Consider the following 16,867-nt stretch of genomic DNA (forward strand, 5'->3'; position numbering starts at 1 on the left):
GGTCGGTCATCAGGATCACACCGGTCCTTCGCGCTCGGCGGTACTCTTCGGTTCGTCCGATTCAGCGCGGTCGTGGGGGAAGTCCGGTGAGAGTCCGGCGCTGTCCCGCAACGGTGTGCCTCCAGGCGAGCCCGGTCACCCACGTCGCGCGGTGTCACCGACTCCTGTCGTGGAAATGCGGGAAAGGGTTCTCATGAGACGTTTGGTTTTCGCTGTCGTGCTGCTGTGCGGCATCGGGCTGGTCGCCGCTCCGGCGGCGGCCGCGGCCACCCACAACAAGGCGGACGCCGCCGCGGGCTGGCTCGCGAGGCAGATGACCGACGGGGAACGGTTCGAAGCCGACTTCGGCGGCCAGAAGTTCCCCGACCAGGGTTTGACGATCGACGCGATCTTCGCGTTCGCCGCCGCCGGGGTGTCGGACACGAACGCGGGCAAGGCGATCGCGTGGCTGGCGAAACCGGAGATCACCACGGCCTACGTCGGCGGTGGCACGGAGGCGTACGCGGGCGCGCACGCCAAGCTGCTGCTCGCCGCGCAGATCCGCGGCAAGGACCCGGCGTCGTTCGGCGGTGTCGATCTGAAGGCGGGCCTGCTCTCGCTGCTCACGCCGTCCGGCCGGTTCTCCGACCGGTCCGAATACGGCGACTACTCCAACGCTCTTTCGCAGTCGCTCGCCCTGCTGGCGCTGGACCGCACCGGCGAGGCGCCGGCGCGGGCCGTGGCGTTCCTCGCGGGCAGCCAGTGCCCGGACGGCGGTTTCCCCCTGAACTTCGGCGAAGCGACTTGCGTGAGCGACGTCGACGCGACCGCGACGGTCGTCCAGGCCCTGCGCGCCACCGGTGACGCGGTGAACGCCGGAGAGGGCACCTCCTGGCTGGTCACCAAGCAGCACCCGAACGGCGGCTTCGGTTTCGCCACCGACGCGCCGAACGCCAACAGCACCGGCCTCGCCGCGCAGGCGCTGGCCGGGCACCGCCCCGCCGCCGCGATCAAGGCGCGGGAATTCCTGCGGTCGCTGCAGACCGGCTGCGCCGGCGCCGAGGCGGACCGCGGCGCGATCGCCTACGACGCCACGGGCCTGAACCCGTCGACCGCCCCGCGCGCGACCGCGCAGGCGATCCTCGGCCTGGCCAGGGTTCCGCTGAGCGACCTGCACGGCGGCGGACGTCCGCAGGCCCCGGTCCTGGCCTGCCCGTAACTCGCGTGATCAGAGACGTGACTCGCGTGTTTGGAGGCGTAACTCACGAGTCACGCCGCTGATCACGCGAGTTACGGCTCCAAACACGCGAGTTACGCCTTCGATCACGCGAGTTCGTCATTCGCCGGCGGCGACGCGGCGCGCGAGCTCCACCCGGGACCGCACTCCCAGTGCCGTGAAGATGTTCCGCAGGTGGTGATCCACCGTGCGATGGCTGATCACCAGCCGCCGCGCGATCTCCTTGTTCGTCTCCCCCGCCGCCACCAGCCGGGTGATGGCGTCCTGCTGCGGGGTGAGCCCGGCGAGCGACCGGTGCGGGGTGTCGACGGTCTCGCCGGTCGCCCGCAGCCCGGCCCGCGCCCGTTCGGCGAACCGGGTGGCGCCGACGTTTTCGAAGCCCCGTAAGGCATCGCGGAACTGGTCGCGGGCGTCGCGGGTCCGGCGATGCCGTCGCAGCAGGGTGGCGTACGCGAACCGGGTCCTGGCGAGTTCCATCGCGCCGCCCGCCCGCCGGTGCGCCTCGATGGCCCGTACGAAACGCCGTTCCGCGGTCTCCGGATCCGGCGCGGTCAGCGCGTGACAACGGTGGCTCAGCGCGAGCCAGCAGGGTTCCGCGCCCGCGAGGGTCCAGCGGTCGAACACCTCCAGCGCGGCCAGCGCGCGTTCGGGCCGCCCGGAACAGACGGCCGCTTCGACGAGTTGCGGGGTGGCCAGCACCCGGATCACCGGCTGGTCGCCGGAGACACCCGAAGCGAGATCTTCGAGCCTGCTCAACGCGTCGTCGGGCCGGTCCTCGGCGAGGTCCAGACAGGCGTTCGCCCACGCGGCGACCGCGGCGGGCCTGCCGAGACCGCGTTCGGCGATCCCCTCGGCCGCCTCGTCCAGCTCCGGTACACGGTCACCGAGCAGGGCGGCGGCCAGGCCCAGCAGCGTCAGATGCTCCATCCGCAGGTTGTGCGGTGCGCGCAGCCCGTCGCGGGACGCCGCCCGCGCACAGGGGATGCGGTCGAGCGCGATCGCCGAGAGCGACAGGTAGATCAGCGCCCACGGCAGTTCCGCGTGCCGTTTGCCGAGCCGCGCGCGGCTCACGGCCGCGGCCGCGTATTCGTGCGCCCGTTCGGCATGCCCGCGGGCGAAGGCCGCTTCGGCCGCCCAGACGGCCCCGGCGACGTCCGAACCGGCCATCCCCTTGGCGACGGCGTCGGTCAACGGAGCGACGGCGTCCTCGTGGCGGCCGGCGTAAACCGAGGTGAGACCGTGGAAATGGGCGGACGCCAGCTCGTCGCCCGCCGGGACCGTCCGGGCGAGGGCCCGGTAGCCGCTCAGGTCACCACCGAGCCTGCGCGCCTCACCCGCCAGCAGGAGCGCGCCCGCCGGATCGGGCAGCAGTTCCGCCGCCGCGCCCAGTTCGTGGGTGGCGACGGCGGGATCGCCGTCGCGCAGCTCGATCTCCCCGTGCAGCAACGCCACCGCGCCCGGTTCCGTGTCGACCCTGGACAGCAGCAGGCGCGCCCAACCCGGTCTGCCCGCCTGCCAGGCCGCGTCCGCCGCCGCCAGGAGCCTGGTCGCCCGCGTCGCCGGATCGGCGGTCAGGGCGGCGGCGCGTTCGAGCTGCCGGGCCGCGGCCGCGTGATCCACCGCCGGTGCCGCGGCGAGCGCGTCCGCGAGCGGCTCGGACGGCGTGGCCGTCGCCATCGCGCGATGCCAGAGCGCGTCGGGCCCCTCCTCGGCGAAGGCCAGACGCGCGTGCGCCGCCCTGCGGTCGGCCGGGGACGCCGCCGCGTACCAGGTCGCCTTCCTCGCGGAGAAGTCCATGCAGGTGGCGAGAAAACGGAGACGTTCGTCGAGCCGCATCGCTTCGAGCTCGGCCGCGTAACGAGGCAGCCGCTCCCGCAGGATGGGCGAGACCGGCTCCCGCCCGGCCGCCTGAGCGGATGTCAGCGAAGCCGCCAGCGCGACCAGGTCGGCCGGGTTCCCGTCTCCCAGCTCGACCAGCTGCGGGCGCACCCCGGCGGGCACGCCGCGGTCACGCAGCACCTGATCGGCGGCGGAATCGGTCAGCGGCGGCAGCTCGACGGAGTCGAACTCGTCGGATCCCGACCGCGAGGCGAGCACCATCCCGACCGGCGCGCCCGCCAATCGCCTGGCGGCGAAACCCAGCGCCGCCAAGGATTCCGGATCGACCCAGTGCGCGTCGTCGACCCAGCAGATCGTCGGCGCCGAAACCGCGCCGAGGCGGTCCCGCGCCTCCGCGCCGCCGGAGACCGGCGCGCCGAACATCCGCTGCAGGGCTCCGTAGGGCAGCTCGCGTTCCGCGCGCAGGCCCCGTACACCGACGAGCCGGACGCCGAGGGTGGCGCGCAACGCGGTGAGCAGGGCCGATTTACCGAGCCCTTCCGCGCCGCGGACCAGCACGGCGCGTCCGGCGGCCGACCGCAGCCCGCCGAAGAGGTCGTCCCTCCCCCGCAGCGGGTACACAGGCATCGGCGCCTCCTCGAGATCCCTCTCGATGAAACACCAGGCGTAAGTGTTTCACAAGGTCTTGCTCGGTACCCGTCCTTCCACGAGCGCGCCGAGCAGCGTCGACGCCGCTTCGAGATCGGGGGTCCGGGAGGCGAGGACGTCCGAGTACAGGAACGCTTCCCCCAGCCGCACGATGGCGTAGCAGAGGCTGTCCAAGCCGACCGCGGGCTCGAAGCCCCCGTCCTCGACGTCGCGGCGAAGCAGCTCGACGTGTGCCGCGATCACCCTCGGCTGGACGCGGCCGTCCGGGTCGGTCAGCAGCCGGATCGCCAGCACCGGCTCGTCGTCGAGGAAGCGCCGGAACCCAGCACTCGCCGCCAGCACGGACCGGTACTCGCGCATGATCGACAGACAGCGCAGTTCACCGGCCGCGTTGCGCACCACGTCGCCCTCATCGCGCTCCCAGGTGCGCGCGGCGGCCGTCAGGGTGCGCTCGGACAGGTAGTAGAGGGCATCACCGAGCAGGTCTTCCCGGTTGCCGACGCGGCGGAACAGGGTGCTGCGCGAGATGCCCAGTTCCTGGGCGAAGGCGGAGGTGTCGACGCGGACGCCGCGATCGATCCACCGCGCCGCGGTGCGGACTATGTCCTCGGCTGAGGGGTTCACGATCGCCGATCGTACGGGCGGCCGGGCCGTCCGGAACGCGCGCGGAGCAAGACTGGCGATTTCACCGATGCAGCCCCGTCCCGCCCTTTGCCACAGTCCATCACCACGGACCGTGTTCAACGGCGAACGGAGACGGCACCATGCGCAGTACGACTCGGATCCTTTGTGGACTGGCCACCGTCGCGGCACTCACTGTCGCCCCCACGGCGGCCTACGCCGCCGAGAACCCCTACGAACGAGGCCCCGACCCGACGGAAAGCAGCATCGAAGCCTCCCGCGGCTCGTTCGCGGTATCCCAGACCTCCGTGTCGAGCCTGGCCGTCACCGGCTTCGGCGGCGGAACCATCTACTACCCCACCAGCACCGCGCAGGGCACGTTCGGCGCGGTCGCCATCTCGCCCGGGTTCACCGCGACCCAGTCGAGCATCGCGTGGATGGGCCCGCGGCTGGCCTCGCAGGGCTTCGTGGTGTTCACGATCGACACCAACACGATCTACGACCAGCCCGACAGCCGCGGTGACCAGTTGCTGGCCGCGCTCGACTACCTGACCCAGCGCAGCACCGTCCGCTCCCGCGTCGACACCACCCGGCTCGCGGTGGCCGGCCACTCGATGGGCGGCGGAGGTTCGCTCGAAGCAGCACAGGACCGGCCGTCGCTGCAGGCCGCGGTGCCGCTCGCGGCGTGGAACACGCAGAAGTCGTGGTCCTCGCTGCGGGTGCCGACGTTCGTCATCGGCGGCGAGTCCGACACGGTCGCGCCGGTGGCATCGCACTCGATCCCGTTCTACACCAGCATTCCCGCCTCTTCGGAGAAGGCGTACATGGAGCTGGACAACGCCAGCCACTTCTTCCCGAACACGGCGAACACGACCATGGCCAAGTACACGATCTCGTGGCTGAAGCGGTTCGTGGACAACGACACCCGCTACGAGCAGTTCCTCTGCCCCGCCCCGGACGACCGCACGATCAGCGACTACCGGGACACATGTCCGCACGCCTGAGTGTCCTCGGTCCCGGCGCGCCCGCGCCGGGACCTCCTCTCTCCGTTGGGAGTTCTTGCGTGACCCTGTCGACCTTCGAGATGTCCGGCGTGACGGTGACCTTCGGTGGTCTCGTCGCCTTGTCGGACGTCTCCCTGACCGTCGCCCCGGGCCGGGTGCTCGGGGTGATCGGCCCGAACGGGGCGGGCAAGACCACGCTCTTCAACGTCGCGTGCGGTTTCGTCCGCCCGGACACCGGCACCCTGACCTGGCGCGGAACGGAACTGCGGCGGCTGCGGCCGCATCAGCTCGCCGGCCTCGGGATCGCCCGCAGCCTGCAGGAACTCGGCCTGTTCGACCGGATGACCGTGCTGGACAACGTCCTCGCCGGGGCGGGCAGGCACGCGAAATCCGGCTTCTGGTCGTCGTTGCTGGGCATGACGAAGGACGAGAAGGCGCTGGCCGAGCGAGCGATGGCTCAGCTGGAGGCGTTCGACATCGCCGACGTCGCCCATCGGTATCCCGCGAGCCTTCCTTACCCGGTGCGAAAACGCGTCGCGCTGGCGCGGGCGCTGGCGAGCGAACCCGACCTGCTGCTGCTCGACGAGCCGGCGGGTGGCCTGTCGTCGGCCGAGATCGACGAGGTCGGCGCGCTGGTCCGCGGCCTGACCGAACGCATGTCGGTGATGCTCGTCGAGCACCATATGGATCTGGTGATGGGCGTCTGCGACGAGATCGTGGTGCTGGACTTCGGCAGGGTCATCGCCCGCGGCACCCCCGACGAGATCCGCGCGGATCCGGCGGTCCAGGCGGCCTACCTCGGCGAGGAGGTGGCCGGTGCTGACCGTTGAGAACCTCTCGGCGAGCTACGGCCCGGTGCGCGCGCTGGACTCGGTGAGCCTTTCGGCCGCGGAGGGTGAGATCACCGCGGTGCTCGGCGCGAACGGCGCGGGCAAGACCACCTTGCTGCGCACCATTTCCGGTCTCGTGCCACCGGCGGGCGGCGGTATCTCGCTCGCGGGCCGAGACCTGCGACGAGTGTCCACAGAGGACCTTCCCGCGCTCGGCCTCGCGCACGTCCCCGAAGGCCGCGGCGTGCTCGCCGAACTGACCGTCGAGGAGAACCTGCGGCTCGGCGCGCTCGGGGCGCGCGGCCGCGCGACGGCGGCCGATCTCCGCCGGATCTACGACCTCTTCCCGGCGCTGGCCGACCGCAAGAACGGTCTCGCGCACGTCCTTTCCGGCGGGGAACGGCAGATGCTGGTCATCGGCCGCGCGCTGCTCTCCCGGCCGAAGGTGCTGCTGCTGGACGAACCGTCCTTGGGCCTCGCGCCCCGGATCGTGGCGCGGATCTTCGGCCTGCTGCGCGGCCTCGTGCACGACGAAGGGCTGGCCGTCGTGCTGGTCGAGCAGAACGCGCGCAGCGCGCTGTCCATCGCCGATCATGGGGTCGTGCTCAACCTCGGGCAGGTCGTCGTCCGGCGGGACGCGGCCGCGCTCGTCGCGGACGACGCCCTCCGGCACGCCTACCTCGGATTCTGAAAGGGAGGCTCGGTGGACCACACGACCATGTCGCGAAAGCCACTTTCGGGACATCAGACGTCGCGAAAGTGGCTTTCGCGACGCCCCCACGGCTCGCCGGTGCCCGGCTCGGCGCCTCACCCCTGGAGAAAGGGAGCCCTGTGCAGCAACTGCTGACCACCGCGCTCACCGGCCTGACGCTGGGCGTGGTCTACGCCGCGTTCGCGCTGGCGCTCGTGCTCATCTGGCGGGCGACGCGGATCGTGAACTTCGCGCAGGCGCCGATGGCGATGATCACCACCTACCTCGCGCTGGTCCTGATCGACGCGGGCTGGTCGTACTGGGCCGGTTTCGCCGTGGCGCTGCTTTCGGGCCTGGTGCTCGGCGCGCTGGTGGAACGGTTCGTGATCCGGTTCGTCTCCGGGAAACCCGAGATCAACGCCGTCATCCTCACCCTCGGGCTGTTCATCGTGCTGCACGCGCTGGCGGCGCTGGTGTTCGGCTCGCGGTACCGGTCGTTCCCGGCGCCGTTCGGGCTCACCGGTTTCCGGGTCGGTGACACGACGATCGCGCTGACCGGGTTCGGCGTGTTCACCATCGCCGCGGTCGGGGTGGTGCTGATCGGGCTCGTGCTGTTGTTCCGCGGTACCGATCTGGGCCTGCGGATGCGGGCCGCCGCCTTCGACCGGGAGGTGGCGCGCCTGCTCGGCGTGCGAGTCGGGCGGATGCTCACGCTCGGCTGGGCGCTGGCCGCGCTCGCCGGTTCGCTGTCCGGGCTGCTGATCGCCGGCGGCGGTCTCGTCCATCCGTCCTATATGGACGGTGTGGTGGTGTACGGTTTCGTCGCCGCGGTGCTCGGCGGACTGGACAGCCCGGTCGGCGCGGTCGTCGGCGGCGTCGTCCTCGGCCTGTCGCTGAGCCTGGTGAGCGGCTACATCGGCTCCGAACTCGTTCCGCTCGCCGCGCTGGCGCTGCTCATGGTGGTGCTGCTCCTGAAGCCCGGCGGCCTGTTCGCGAGCGTCCGAGAGCGGAAGGTCTGACATGCCACGCCGCACTCTCCTGATCGCGCTCGCCGCGCTGGTCGTCGTCGTGCTGGTCTTGGAGACCTCCGGGCCGTTCCTGACCTCGCAGCTCACCACGATGGCGTACTTCGCGATCGCGGCCGCGGGCCTGACCGTCCTGACCGGGCTCAACGGGCAGCTCTCGCTCGGGCACGGCGCCCTGATGGCCGTCGGCGCGTACTCGACGGCGCTCCTGCTGAAGTCGGAATTCCTTCCGCTGCCGCTGATCCTGGCGCTGGCGATGGTGATCACCCTGGCCGTCGGGGCCCTCGTCGGCGTCGCCGCGGCCAGGCTGCACGGGCCGTATCTCGCCGGGGCGACGCTCGCGCTCGCCGTCGCCGTTCCCGGGATCCCGTTGTTCTTCGGTGAAGTGCTCGGCGGCGAGCAGGGCTTACCCGTGCGGATGCCGGAAATCCCCGGCTGGCTGGCGGACGCCGCGTACTTCGTCACGGGGCAGGAACTCACGTCGATCCGTTACCTCGCTTACCTTTCGTGGCTCGCGGTGATCATCGTGTTCGTCCTGCTGGCGAATCTCTCCCGCGGCCGCGTCGGACGTGATTGGCGGGCGGTGCGCGACGAGGACGTGGCCGCCGAACTGGCCGGGATCGACCTCGGCCGCACGCGGGTGCGGGCGTTCGTCGTCAGTTCGGGATGCGCGGGGCTGGCCGGAGCGCTGATGGCGTTGTCGGCGCGGCTGGCGGCACCGAGCGGGTTCGCGCTGACGTTGTCGCTGCTGCTGGTGTCCGCGGTGGTGCTCGGCGGGCTCGGGAGCCTGACCGGAGCGCTCGCGGGGGCCGCGCTGCTGACCTTCCTGCCGCCGCTGGTGACCGGCGCGGGAACGGATCTCGGCCTGTCCGACGTGCAGGCCGCGCATCTGGCGCCGTTGATCTACGGACTGGTCACCGTCCTGATCGTGCTGCTCGCACCCGCCGGCCTCGCCGGTGGGCTGCGGAAACTCATCCACCGGAGGAGAACTTCATGAAACGCTGGGCCAAGGCCGTGGCCGTCTTCCTGGCCGTCACGGTCACCGCCGCCTGCGGCGCGGGCGGCAGACCCGAGGGCGAGCGGAAGGGTTCGACGGTCGGCGTCACCGGCACGACCATCAAGATCGGGGCGCATTTCCCGCTGACCGGCGTCGCCGCGCCGGGCTACAGCGAGATCCCGAGCGGTCATCAGGCCTACTACGACTACGTGAACGCGAACGGCGGCGTCAACGGCCGCAAGATCGAGTTCGTGGTGAAGGACGACGGCTACAACCCGACCACCACGAGCGCGGTCACCGACGAACTGGTGCTCAAGGAGGAGATCTTCGCGATGGTCGGCGGCCTCGGCACGCCGACGCACAGCGCCGTGGTCGATTTCCTGAACAACTCCAAGGTGCCGGACCTGTTCGTGTCGTCGGGTTCGCTGCGCTGGGGCGACGATCCGAAGAAGGCGCCGTTCACCTTCGGCTGGCAGCCGGACTACGAGATCGAAGGCAAGATCATCGGTGACTGGGTACGGCAGAACCTGCCGAACGCCAAGGTCGGCCTGTTCCTCCAGGACGACGACTTCGGCCGCGACGGCGAGAAGGGCGCCCGGCGTCATCTCGGCCAGCAGATCGTGGAGGTCGCGAAGTACTCGCCCGGCAACACCGACATCGCGCCGCAGATCGCGAAACTCAAGGCCGCGGGCGTGGATCTGGTGCTGGGCTTCACCGTTCCGTCGTACACCGCGCTTTCCCAGCTGGCGTCGCTGAAGATCGGTTTCAAGCCGAAGTGGGTCTACAGCAACGTCGGCTCCGACCCCGCGCTCGTCGGTTCAAGGGCCATCGGCAACCGGCCACCTGTCGCGAAAGCCACTTTCGGGACGTCTGATGTCCCGAAAGTGGCTTTCGCGACACACCACACCGGTCACAGCCGCATCGGCTCAGTTCGACGGCAGGACGCGCCCGCGCACCTCGCCGAACCCGATCCGCGAGCCGTTCGCGCCGGGCGCGGTCCCGGTGATCACGACCTCGTCGCCGTCCAGCAGGAAGGTGCGCTCCTCCCCCTTGACCGTGAGCGGTTCCTTGCCGCCCCAGGACAATTCGAGGAACGCGCCGCGCTGGTTCTTCTCCGGTCCGGAGATCGTGCCGGAGCCGTACAGGTCGCCCGTGCGCGAGGAAGCGCCGTTGACCGTCAGGTGCGCGAGCATCTGAGCGGGCGACCAGTACATCTCGCGGAACGGCGGGCGGCTGACCTCCTCGCCGTTCCATTCGATGACGAGGTCGATGTCGAGGCCCCACGGCTCGCTCTCCCGCAGGTACGGCAGCGGCTCCGGATCCGTCTGGCCGGGCAGCGGGATCCGCGCGGCCTCCAGCGCCAGGATCGGCACCACCCAAGGGGAGATCGACGTCGCGAAGCTCTTGCCGAGGTGCGGGCCCAGCGGGACGTATTCCCAGGCCTGGATGTCGCGGGCCGACCAGTCGTTGAGCAGGACCGCGCCGAAAACGTGGCGGGGGAAGGAATCCGGGGTGATCGGGGTGTTCAGCGGGGTGCCGGTGCCGACGACGAAGCCCATCTCGGCCTCGATGTCCAGCCGCGTGCTCGGCCCGAACACCGGCGCCGCTTCGGCCGGGGCCTTGCGCTGGCCGCTCGGGCGCACGATGTCCGTACCGGAGACCAGGACGGTGCCGGACCGGCCGTGGTAGCCGACCGGGAGATGCTTCCAGTTGGGCAGCAACGGTTCCGCGTCGGGCCGGAAGAGCCTGCCGACGTTCGAGGCGTGGTGTTCGGAGGCGTAGAAGTCGACGTAGTCCGCGACCTCGATCGGCAGGTGGAGGGTCACCCGTTCGATCGCGTGGACCGCGCCGTCGGGGAGCTCGCCGGAGACCAGGTCGCGGATCCGCTCCCGGACCGCCACCCAGCGGTCGTATCCCTGCGCCATGAACGGGTTCAGCGCCGGCGCGGTGAACACGTCGTCGCCGAGCGCCACGGCCAGGTCGAGAACGGAGTCGCCGACGCGCACGCCGACGCGCGGGGAATCGCCGTCGACGGAGAACACGCCGTACGGCAGGTTGTCGATCCCGAACAGCGAGCCTGCGGGGATGTCGATCGTGGTCATGCCTCTCCTCGGGGCGCGTCGAGCAGGCCGAGTCCGGCCAGTTCGGTCAGGGGGTCGGTGATGCTGCAGGTGCCGAACGACGTGAAGGCCGCGCGGAGGGCGGCGACGCGATCCGCGTCCAGCTCCCGGAGCCGCCTGGCGACGACGGCGCCGTCTCGTTCGGCGAGAACGGCTTCGGCGTCGCCATCGGTGAGGACGGCGTCGGTCGCGAGCATCAGGTTGAGGAAGCCGTGCTGTTCGAAGCCGGTCTCCGGATCGGTGTTGCGGAGGGCGTGGTGCAGCCCGGCGGTGGCCTTGAACGGAACGCCCGCCCCGACGGCCGCCCGGACCGCGGCGGCGAGCTCCGCTTCGCCGGGATACAGGTCGGCCCGGACGCCACCGGTGCGGAATTTCGCGTGGTGACCCGTGCCGGAAAGGGCGGTCAGCAGCGGGACACGGCGCTCGTCGCGCGGGATCTCGACGAAGACCGGCGCGGTGGCCCGGGAAATCCCGGCGAGCACCTCGTCCGGGCCCATCCCCTCGGGGACGGCGATCTCGAGCGCGTCGAGTTTCACCGGGAGCTTCTCCACGGCGCCGAGCACCCCGTCGAGCTGCTCGGGCCCGCCGGGGAGGGTCACCGAGACCGGCAGCGGGGTCGACCGGTCGCCGAGCACTTCGGCGAGGTCGCCGAGCGCGGTGGCGGCGATGACGAGCGGGCCGACGAGGTCGGCGTACCAGGCATCGAGGTGCTCGTCGTGTGCCGCGACGGCGTCCGGCAGCGGGGCCAGCCCCGGCGGGAACACCGCGGCGTCGTCGCACAGCCCGGCGAAGAGCGCGGGAATCCGTCCGCCGTCCACCATGGTCTCCTCCTCGCCGATTTAGTTCAGGCTTTTACTATCCCTGGGAAGGGTAGTCCGGTCGTCCGCGCGACGGGAAGGCCTACTTGCGGCTCCGGGTGCCGAACTCGGCGCGGCTCGTGATCAGCTTGCCCAGCAGCATCACCAGGATGCGCTGTTCGGTCTCGGTCAGCGCGTTCGTCCAGCCGAATTCGCGCTCGTTGTGCTCACGGAAGACCGAGACCATCTCCTCGTGCCCCGCCTCGGTCAGCGACAGCCGCACCGAACGGCCGTCGCGCTCGTCCGGGACCCGGTGGAGCATCCCCTCCGCGACCAGCGTCTTGACCAGATTCGACACCGCCGCCCGGCTCATCCCGGTCAGCCGGGCGGCGCTCGTCGGTTCGAGCGGCCCGGCGAGCCAGACAACGAACAGCAGCCGGAACGCCGACCACGACCGGCCGCGCGGCCGGTGCACCGCGGCTTCGAGGTCGTAGGTCACCAGGTCGGAGGCGCGATTGAGGGTCAGCAGCACCTCGGTCGCCAGCTGGTGCCGGAAGCCGTACTCGTGCGCGAGCCGCCGGTTCGCCAGCGCCACGAACGACCAGAAATCGAGCCCGGCCGCGTCCACGTCCTCCATCGGCGAACCCTAACCCGGCTCCGCGAAAATGGTCAAAGTCGAAACTATCTCACCGCGTAACTCGCGTGATTGGAGCCGTAACACGATGTTGCGGCTCCAATCACGCGAGTTACGCCTTCAAGCACGCGAGTTACGCCTTGCTCGCCTGGAGGTTTCTCTACTAAGTAGCCTGTATAGTAGAGATTTCTCCATGGCGGGGCGCCCGTCCACCCCTGTTTGCTGGAGCCATGAGCAGAACGGAAGTGCCACCGGGGACCGCCAAGGCCGTCCGCGTGGCCGCAGGGGATCTGGTGCGGGTCATCGACGTCGACGGCGGCCAGGTCGGCGATGTGTTCGCCTTCCGCGACGGCGGCGGGACCGAACTGACCGAGCACCACAGCGCGGCGCACACCCGCGCCGGTGTCGACCGGCTGTTCCCCGCGGTCGGCGAATCGTTCCTGACCGACCTGCGCCGCCCGATCCTGACGCTGATCGAAGACATCTCACCCGGCGAGCACGACATGCTCGTCCCGGCGTGCGACCCGGCCCGCTACGCCGCGCTGGGCGCTCCAGGCCACCGGTCCTGCGCCGCGAACCTGCGTGAGGCGCTGACGACCGAAGGTCTCGGCTTCACGGGCCCGACGCCGCAGCCGATCAACGTCTTCATGCGCGTCCCGGTCGGCGGGGACGGGCGCCTGAACTGGCTGACCGCGAACTCACGGCCCGGCGACGCGGTGACCCTGCGCGCCGAGCTGGACTGCGTCGTCGTGGTCTCCGCCTGCCCGCAGGATCTTGTCCGGATCAGCGACGCCGGACTCTCCCCGCTCGCCATCGAAACCGTCCACAATGGAGGAAACCGGTCATGACGACCACCATCGAACACCCCGCGCTGGCCCCCACCACGCTCGGCGGTCTCGCGCTGCGCAACCGCTACGCCGTCGCCCCCATGTCCCGCGTCTCGGCAAGTCCCGACGGCACCCCGACCGGCGAGATGGCCGACTACTACGCCGAATTCGCCCGCGGCGGCTTCGGGCTGGTGTTCAGCGAAGGCACCTATCCCGACAGCGCGGCCAGCCAGGGCTACCTCAACCAGCCGGGCCTCGCGCGGGACGAACACGTCGCGGGCTGGCGCGTGGTCACCGCCGGAGTCCGCGCGGCGGGCGGCCGGATGATCGCGCAGCTCATGCACGCCGGGGCGATCGCGCAGGGCCACCCGAACACAGTCGCTCCTTCGGCCGTCCAGCCGCGCGGGGAGATGATGCGCGCGTACGGCGGTTCCGGGCCGTGGCCGGTGCCGCGCGAGCTGACCACAGCCGAGATCGACGACGTCGTCGAAGGCTTCGCGGCAGCGGCCGTGCGTGCCCGTCAGGCCGGGTTCGACGGCGTCGAGGTGCACGCGGCGAACGGATACCTCCTCGACCAGTTCCTCACCGACTACACCAACCACCGCACGGACTCCTACGGCGGACCGGTCGCGAACCGGATCCGGCTGACCGCCCGCGTCGTGACCGCCGTAGCCGAGGCGGTGCCCGAGCTGGTGACCGGCGTGCGGCTGTCGCAGACGAAGGTCAACGACTTCACCTACCGCTGGCCCGGCGGCCGCGACGAAGCCGAGGTGATCTTCGCCGCGGTCGCCGAAGCGGGCGCGCAGTACCTCCACATCGCCAGCGAGGGCCGGAACTGGCTCGAAACGGCGAAGCTGGCCGACGGTGGCACCATCACCGCGCTCGCCCGGCAGGTCACCGGGCTGCCGGTGATCGCCAACGGCGGGATGCACGACCTCGCCCAGGCGCACGAGGTGCTCACCGGCGGGCACGCGGACCTGCTCTCGCTCGGGCACGGCGCGCTGGCCAACCCCGACCTGCCCGCCCGTGTCGCGGCGGCGCGGCCACTGGCCGAGTTCGATCGCGCGATGGTCTCCCCGACGGTCACGGTGGCGAACGCGCGCCGTTGGCGGGAGAGTCGGCAGGCGTGACGGAACCAAGCTGGCACGGCGGCGCGGCCGCGGTGGCGACCCTGACCTTCGACGTGGACGCGGAATCCCCGATCCTCGCGCGCGGGCGGGGCTACGCCGACCACCTCTCGACCATGTCCCATCAGGCGTACGGGCCCAGGGTCGGGGTGCCGCGCATCCTCGACCTGCTCGACGAACTAGCCGTGCCCGCGACGTTCTTCGTGCCGGGCTGGGTCGCCGAACAGCGGCCCGGCCTCGCCGCCACGATCGTGGAGCGCGGGCACGAGGTGGCCCACCACTCCTACAGCCACCGGCCGCCGACCGCGATGACCGCCGCGGAGCAACGCGCCGATTTCGAACGGGGCATGGCGGTCTTCGCCGCACAGGGCATCGAGATCAGCGGGCATCGCGCGGCGGGCTGGGAGTCCACTTGGGACACTCCGGCGCTGGTGGCCGAACACGGGTTGAGCTACGACTCGTCGCTGATGGCCGACGACCGGCCGTACCTGATCGAAACCGCGGCCGGCCGGATCGCCGAGCTGCCGGTGCACTGGTCGCTCGACGACTGGGAGCAGTACGCGTTCCTTCCCGCACCGCAGGTCGGCTCGGTGATCACGTCCCCTGTGCGGGTGCTGGAGATGTGGCGCGCGGAGCTGGACGCGATGCGCCGCTACCGGTGCCTGTTCAACCTGTGCCTGCATCCGTTCCTTTCGGGCAGGCCGGGACGGCTGGAGGCCGTGCGCTCGCTCATCGAGTTCGGGCTCGGCCTCGGCGACGTCCGGTTCGCCCGGTGCCGTGACGTGGCCGCCGCGGCGCTGGCCGACCTGGCGTTGCCCGCGGAACCCTTGCGGCGCCTCGAAATCGACCCGGCGGTCTACCCGGACTGAGCCGCTTCCAGCGCCAGGAACAGGTCGACCCGGTCGGCGGTCCGCCCGACGTCGCGGCCGGTCAGCTCGGTGACCTTGGCCAGCCGGTTGCGCAAGGTGTTGACGTGCACGTACAGGGCCGCGGCGGTGGCCGCCCACTGGCCGTCGTGGTCGAGGAACGCCCGCAGGGTCGCCTCCAGGTCGCCGTCGCGGACGCGGTCGTGCTCGCGCAGCGGACCGAGCAGGGCGTCGGCGAAGGTGTGCCGCCACTGCTCGTCGTGTGATTCCAGGAGCAGGCGATAGCTGCCCAGTTCGGCGAAACTCGCCGCGACCGGGCCGCCGCGTCTGCCCCGGAGCACTCGGCAGGCTTCGCGGCTGCGTGACAACGGCACCCGCAGTTCGGCCGCGCCGGGCACGGGATCGGCGAGTCCGACCACCACGCGTCCGCCGGCGAGCCGGTGTGACACCGCCGCCGCCAGCCGCGGCGCGAAGGCGGCGGGCGACTGCCGTCCCGACCGGAACGGCAGTACCGCGACGACGTCCTGGCTGCCCGCCGCCACGACCGCGGGCAGTCCGTCCGCCAGCAGGAAATCCGTCACGGCCTCCGCCATCCCCGCCCGCGTCGCGGCGTCGTCGCCCGCGAACGCCAGCGCGATCACCGCCAGGGGCCCATCCGGGTCGACGCCGAAGGCCCGCAGCCTGCCGGGCACCTCCGCGGCGCGCTGCGCTCCGGACAGGATCATGTCCAGCAGTTCGACGGCGAACCGCATCTCGATCGCCTGCACCGCCTGGTGCCGGGCCACCTCCAGGCTGAGGTAGCGGGCGGTCTGCTCCAGCGCGTCCCGCTCCTCGCGCGTCAGGCCGGCCACGGGCCGCAGGCACAGCAGCGCGGCGTCCGCGTCGCCGATCGCGCCCACCGGGAACAACGCCGCCCGCGTCCCCGCACCGAGATCCGCCTCCAGCGGCGGCGGATGCCCGGCCAGCGCCTCCGCCGCGGCGCGTGACTGCCCGGCGTCCAGCGCGGCACCGGCGGACGCGAGCTCCCGGCCCATCCGGTCCACGACGGCCAGCGGGAGCTCGTGCTCACGACGGAGGATCGCGAGCACCCCGGCCGCGCCCGCGCCCCGCGAAAGCGCCGAGGTCAGCTCGTCGCCCCGGCGCACCATCGACATCAGCGCGTTCTGCCGGTCCGCGGCCTGGATCGCCGCCGCGGCGCGGGTGACCGCCGTGAACGGCACCGCCACCGAGATCTCCAACAGGGGCAATCCGGCTTCCCGGCAGGCCTCGGCGAGTTCCGGAGGAGTGTCGGGTTGCTCCACGCGCAGGCCGAAGATGACGCCCGCCGCTCCGGCGCCGGCCACCCGCGCGACGAAGTCCGCCGGGGCGACGCGGTCCAGCCACAGTCCGTTGGTCAGCACGACCTCGTGCTCGCGCACGTACGGCCCGGGGTCGGGGAGCTCGGTGTTGTGCACCCACAGCACCTGCCCGGTCAGCGCCCCGTCGCGGCCGGGGACGACCACCCGCAGTTCGAGAGCCGGGTCGTCGACCAGGGCCGCCAAGGTCAGCATGACTGTGAATATATCCAGCCGGGTACGTCCTTTATGGATGAACGGCCATTTCATCGTTTTGTCATGAGCGCTGAT

At 71.4% G+C, this 16,867-nt stretch carries 15 protein-coding genes, 1 pseudogene and 1 riboswitch; of the genes and pseudogenes, 10 read left to right on the forward strand and 6 right to left on the reverse strand.

Annotated features, from left to right (window positions below):
- Nucleotides 1-35: 35 nt before the first annotated feature.
- Nucleotides 36-161: riboswitch (cobalamin riboswitch) on the forward strand.
- A gap of 32 nt (nt 162-193) precedes the next feature.
- Nucleotides 194-1,198: a peptidase gene (locus ACZ1DY_RS27945; RefSeq protein WP_465481388.1), complete on the forward strand. Its 1,005-nt coding sequence runs from the start codon at nt 194-196 to the stop codon at nt 1,196-1,198.
- Nucleotides 1,199-1,315: 117 nt separating this feature from the next.
- On the opposite strand, the gene ACZ1DY_RS27950 is transcribed toward ACZ1DY_RS27945, so the two are convergent.
- Nucleotides 1,316-3,682 carry a helix-turn-helix transcriptional regulator gene (locus tag ACZ1DY_RS27950; protein WP_465481389.1) on the reverse strand — a complete coding sequence of 789 codons (2,367 nt, stop codon included), beginning with the start codon at nt 3,680-3,682 and terminating at the stop codon, nt 1,316-1,318.
- Between the two features lie 48 nt (nt 3,683-3,730).
- Nucleotides 3,731-4,327: a QsdR family transcriptional regulator gene (locus tag ACZ1DY_RS27955; protein ID WP_465481390.1), complete on the reverse strand. Its 597-nt coding sequence runs from the start codon at nt 4,325-4,327 to the stop codon at nt 3,731-3,733.
- Between the two features lie 140 nt (nt 4,328-4,467).
- Between ACZ1DY_RS27955 and bdeA the strand changes: the two genes are divergently transcribed.
- From bdeA to ACZ1DY_RS27985, 6 genes and pseudogenes are all read left to right on the forward strand, one after another.
- Nucleotides 4,468-5,328: a bis(hydroxyethyl) terephthalate hydrolase gene (bdeA, locus tag ACZ1DY_RS27960; RefSeq protein WP_257485732.1), complete on the forward strand. Its 861-nt coding sequence runs from the start codon at nt 4,468-4,470 to the stop codon at nt 5,326-5,328.
- A 59-nt stretch (nt 5,329-5,387) separates the two neighbouring features.
- Nucleotides 5,388-6,158 (forward strand): ABC transporter ATP-binding protein, encoded by a 771-nt coding sequence (locus ACZ1DY_RS27965; RefSeq protein WP_465481391.1) that lies wholly within the window; start codon nt 5,388-5,390, stop codon nt 6,156-6,158.
- Complete coding sequence (locus ACZ1DY_RS27970; RefSeq protein WP_126734181.1) at nt 6,145-6,849, forward strand: ABC transporter ATP-binding protein; 705 nt, start codon at nt 6,145-6,147, stop codon at nt 6,847-6,849. The genes ACZ1DY_RS27965 and ACZ1DY_RS27970 overlap by 14 nt, the downstream gene beginning before the upstream one ends.
- A gap of 140 nt (nt 6,850-6,989) precedes the next feature.
- Nucleotides 6,990-7,868: a branched-chain amino acid ABC transporter permease gene (locus tag ACZ1DY_RS27975; RefSeq protein WP_465481392.1), complete on the forward strand. Its 879-nt coding sequence runs from the start codon at nt 6,990-6,992 to the stop codon at nt 7,866-7,868.
- 1 nt (nt 7,869) lies between these two features.
- Complete coding sequence (locus ACZ1DY_RS27980; RefSeq protein ID WP_465481393.1) at nt 7,870-8,871, forward strand: branched-chain amino acid ABC transporter permease; 1,002 nt, start codon at nt 7,870-7,872, stop codon at nt 8,869-8,871.
- Nucleotides 8,868-9,614 (forward strand): annotated as a pseudogene (locus ACZ1DY_RS27985) (ABC transporter substrate-binding protein); the annotation flags it as partial. The gene ACZ1DY_RS27980 and the pseudogene ACZ1DY_RS27985, both read left to right, overlap by 4 nt.
- A 183-nt stretch (nt 9,615-9,797) precedes the next feature.
- Here ACZ1DY_RS27985 and fahA read toward each other — a convergent pair.
- From fahA to ACZ1DY_RS28000, 3 genes are all read right to left on the reverse strand, one after another.
- A complete protein-coding gene (gene fahA / locus ACZ1DY_RS27990) occupies nt 9,798-10,973 on the reverse strand; it encodes a fumarylacetoacetase (RefSeq protein ID WP_465481394.1) in 1,176 nt (391 codons plus the stop codon).
- The gene (locus ACZ1DY_RS27995) at nt 10,970-11,812 is read right to left on the reverse strand and encodes a hypothetical protein (protein WP_465481395.1); all 843 of its coding nucleotides are present in this window, start codon (nt 11,810-11,812) and stop codon (nt 10,970-10,972) included. The genes fahA and ACZ1DY_RS27995 overlap by 4 nt, the downstream gene beginning before the upstream one ends.
- A 79-nt stretch (nt 11,813-11,891) precedes the next feature.
- Nucleotides 11,892-12,425 (reverse strand): MarR family winged helix-turn-helix transcriptional regulator, encoded by a 534-nt coding sequence (locus ACZ1DY_RS28000; RefSeq protein ID WP_257485725.1) that lies wholly within the window; start codon nt 12,423-12,425, stop codon nt 11,892-11,894.
- A 227-nt stretch (nt 12,426-12,652) separates the two neighbouring features.
- Here ACZ1DY_RS28000 and ACZ1DY_RS28005 point away from each other — a divergent pair, with 227 nt between their 5' ends.
- The 3 genes from ACZ1DY_RS28005 to ACZ1DY_RS28015 are packed head-to-tail and all read left to right on the forward strand — an operon-like array spanning nt 12,653 to nt 15,245.
- Nucleotides 12,653-13,270 (forward strand): DUF1989 domain-containing protein, encoded by a 618-nt coding sequence (locus tag ACZ1DY_RS28005; protein WP_465481396.1) that lies wholly within the window; start codon nt 12,653-12,655, stop codon nt 13,268-13,270.
- Nucleotides 13,267-14,379: an oxidoreductase gene (locus tag ACZ1DY_RS28010; RefSeq protein ID WP_465481397.1), complete on the forward strand. Its 1,113-nt coding sequence runs from the start codon at nt 13,267-13,269 to the stop codon at nt 14,377-14,379. Before ACZ1DY_RS28005 ends, ACZ1DY_RS28010 begins: the two co-directional genes overlap by 4 nt.
- On the forward strand, nt 14,376-15,245 hold the full coding sequence (locus ACZ1DY_RS28015) for a polysaccharide deacetylase family protein (protein WP_465481398.1): 870 nt from the start codon (nt 14,376-14,378) through the stop codon (nt 15,243-15,245). The genes ACZ1DY_RS28010 and ACZ1DY_RS28015 overlap by 4 nt, the downstream gene beginning before the upstream one ends.
- Here ACZ1DY_RS28015 and ACZ1DY_RS28020 read toward each other — a convergent pair.
- Nucleotides 15,233-16,792: a helix-turn-helix domain-containing protein gene (locus tag ACZ1DY_RS28020; protein WP_465481399.1), complete on the reverse strand. Its 1,560-nt coding sequence runs from the start codon at nt 16,790-16,792 to the stop codon at nt 15,233-15,235. The two genes, ACZ1DY_RS28015 and ACZ1DY_RS28020, sit on opposite strands and share 13 nt — an antisense overlap.
- Between the last annotated feature and the right edge of the window lie 75 nt (nt 16,793-16,867).

Source organism: Amycolatopsis sp. PSD-21 (assembly GCF_055561455.1).